Source organism: Mycobacterium sp. (assembly GCF_044370595.1).
Taxonomy (GTDB): Bacteria; Actinomycetota; Actinomycetes; order Mycobacteriales; family Mycobacteriaceae; genus Mycobacterium.
In genome coordinates, this window is record NZ_JBILVF010000251.1 from 1 (window position 1) to 2,858 (window position 2,858).

Consider the following 2,858-nt stretch of genomic DNA (forward strand, 5'->3'; position numbering starts at 1 on the left):
GAGGGCAACAAGGCCGAAACCGCGACCATGCTGCCGGTCATCACCGCGTTCAAGAAAGCCCATCAGCTCGCCGATGTCACCGTCGTCGCCGACGCCGGAATGATCTCGGAAGCCAACCAGATCGCTCTGCAAGCCGTGCTGACCAGGTCGGGGCCTACCCGGTTCCCTGCTGGAGCCTCGGGCGATGCGCAGAGTCCCCTCGACGCAATCGTCGACATACATGAAGCTGCGGTTTGTTCGCCGTCGCCCCAAATGTCGATTTCACTGGTGGCCTCGGCCCCCACGCGCCGCCCCGGATGTCACCACCGGCGTCGTTGGCCGAGTAACAGCCCCCGGCAAGGTTGAGGGTGTCCACCGCGTCCTAGCTAAGGCAAATGTCCTAACTCAGGTACTGACACGAAAATTAGGTGACCACAACGGGTGACCGGTGGGGTTGGTGAGTTAGGCGGTGTCGGCGAGTGGTTCGAGGGTGACGCGGTAGCCGAGGGCCTGGAGTTGGTTGACCGCGCGTGTTTTTGTCGCGGCCGGTTGGCGTGCGGTGTAGTAGTCGGCGCCGGGGTCGCGGTAGAAGTCGCCGTTGGTGAGCAGGTTCCAGGCGGCGATGACCATGGCGTGTTCGACGGCGACGATGGCGCGCATGGGTCCGCGCCGTGCGGCGATGCGTTTGTATTTGGCCGAGAAGTAGGTGTTCTTCGAGCGGGCTGCTGAGAGCGCGGCGATGCCCAGGACTCCTTTGAGGTTGCGGTTTCCGGGGCGGGTCTTACTGGATTTGACCCGGCCGGCGGACTCGTTGGATCCCGGGGCCAGGCCGGCCCAGGACGCCAGGTGCCCGGCGGAGGGGAACACGCTCATGTCGGCGCCGGTTTCGGCGATGAAGACCTCGGCGACGATGCGGGAGAACCCGGGAATGCTGATCAGCAGGTCCCGGGCGGGACGAAAGGGTTCCATCGCCGCCTCAATACGCTCGTCGAGGCGGGTGATGTCGGCGCTGTGGGCGTCGATGCGGTCCAGGAACAACCGGGCCATGAACGCGTGGTGGTCGCTGAACCGTCCGGTCAGCGCTTCAGTGAGCGCGGGGATCTTCGAGCGCAGCCGCCGGCGAGCCAGATCGGCCAGTGCAGCGGGGTCGCGTTGGCCGGCGATGAGCGCTTCGAGCATCGCCCGCCCGGAAACCCCGGTGATCTCGGAGGCCACCGAGGACAGTTTGATGCCGGCGTCCTCGAGCAGCTTCTCCAGCCGTTGGGTTTCCCGGGTGCGTTCGCGGGTGATCACCGTGCGGGCCCGCGTCAGATCCCGCAACGCGCGGATCGGGGCGGGTGGAACGAAGGAGGCCTTCACCAGCCCGTGCGCGCCCAGATCTGCCAGCCAGGCGGCATCGGAGACGTCGGTCTTGCGACCGGGCAGGTTACGCACCGAGGCGGCATTGACCAGGATCACGTCCAGGTCGTCGTCGAGCAGGTAGTAGAACGGTTTCCAGTAGTCGCTGGTCGACTCGATCACCACGCAGCTGACCTTCTCGGCGATCAGGTGTTCGCGCAGCGCCAGGATCTGGCTGGTCGTGGCGCCCCAGGTGCTCACCGTGGCTGATTTCGTGCGGGCGCCCTGGCCCTGGATCCGCACGCAGACTTTCGCATCCTTCTTCGAGCAGTCGATTCCCGCGCACCGCGGGTGCACAACATCCATCACCCATCACTCCCTCATGAACTCTCGTATCCCGTTGTGGTGGAGGGTGTTTCGGGGAGGGCGGGGTGAAACAGGACTCTGACACTCGTGCTCGAGGCAACATTCCACGGTTCCCGCGGACATGGTTGTGCCCTCCGCCCCAAGCTAGCCTGCGGGCTCAGCGGCAACATAGACGGACCGGGGTCGGCCGAAACACTCCTCCAGCATCACCCCACAATTCGCGGGGCGCAACCAGCAATCCGAGCCGAACGGACAGCCAAATTTTCTAACCCCACGGAGGAGCGCAGCGCCCCTGGAAAGCTAGCCTCGATTTTTCGCGCGGGTGGGGTTCGGGGTTGCTGGGCTCTGAAAATCTTTGAGGGGTAGGGATTTTGGGTGTGGGGTGTGTTTCCCGAGTTTTATCAAATTAGTGTGCAGTGTTTGATCTGATCTTGGCGAGCGTTGCGGCGAGGTCTTCGGGGATGGGGTCGGCGGCGGTGAGTGTGTGGTTGCCGGCGCTGATGGTGATGGTGCGGTAGCGGCGTGCGGTGCGGACGAATTTCTTGATGCTCCAGCCGGTTTGGTTTTCGATGTGGTGACTGACGGCCATGGCGGCGAACACGATGGTCAAGTGCGCGTCAATGGATTCCCGGGTCCGGTGATAGATCGGGCGAGCTGCCAGGTCGTGCTTGGACATTCGGAACGCCTTCTCGATGCGCCACAGCCGGTGGTAGGCGTCGATGACGAACGAGGCGGGCTGGTCGACGAGGTTGGTGGTGTAGCCCTTCCAGCCGGCCAGGGCTCGGGTCTTGGCTTCCAGGGTTCGGTTGACTGTCTTGGTAGCACCGGATAGTTGGATGTAGCGGTTGCGTTTGACCGGGGCTTTTCCGTCCACGGCGCGTTGGGCTTTGGCGATCTGTTCATCGATCCCGCGGCTGGTGCGTCGGGCCCGGTCGGCGCGGTATTGGTAGTGGATCACCCGGTCCGGTACCCCGCGGGCCTTCTCCGAAGTACTCGACGGGCTGACCTACGTGCTCGGCTCTCGGATCCCACTCTTGCCGTCGGTGGTGACCGAATGGCACAAAAAGCACCCCGGTCGTGAGATTCCCGACGGTCTGATCCTCACCCAGCCATGGCCGTCAACCAGATGGTTGACATTCTCGAGGACATTGCCGGCGTAACGGTCAAGCGCAACT

The 2,858-nt window shown here is 64.0% G+C and carries 2 protein-coding genes and 1 pseudogene; 1 reads left to right on the forward strand and 2 read right to left on the reverse strand.

From position 1 onward, the window contains the following. The coding region (locus tag ADBZ5N_RS18420; RefSeq protein ID WP_526259976.1) for a hypothetical protein at positions 1-345 on the forward strand (345 nt) is incomplete at its 5' end. Between the two features lie 96 nt (positions 346-441). Here ADBZ5N_RS18420 and ADBZ5N_RS18425 read toward each other — a convergent pair. Together ADBZ5N_RS18425 and ADBZ5N_RS18430 are read right to left on the reverse strand one after the other, a co-directional pair. After that, a complete protein-coding gene (locus ADBZ5N_RS18425) occupies positions 442-1,683 on the reverse strand; it encodes an IS110 family RNA-guided transposase (RefSeq protein WP_526259974.1) in 1,242 nt (413 codons plus the stop codon). 406 nt (positions 1,684-2,089) lie between these two features. Then, positions 2,090-2,683: pseudogene (locus ADBZ5N_RS18430) on the reverse strand (IS1634 family transposase); the annotation flags it as partial. Between the last annotated feature and the right edge of the window lie 175 nt (positions 2,684-2,858).

What these genes read in the sequence shown, in the direction of transcription:
- ADBZ5N_RS18425 (WP_526259974.1), bottom strand. Translation starts at nt 1,683, where the DNA reads ATGGATGTTGTGCACCCGCGGTGCGCGGGAATCGACTGCTCGAAGAAG.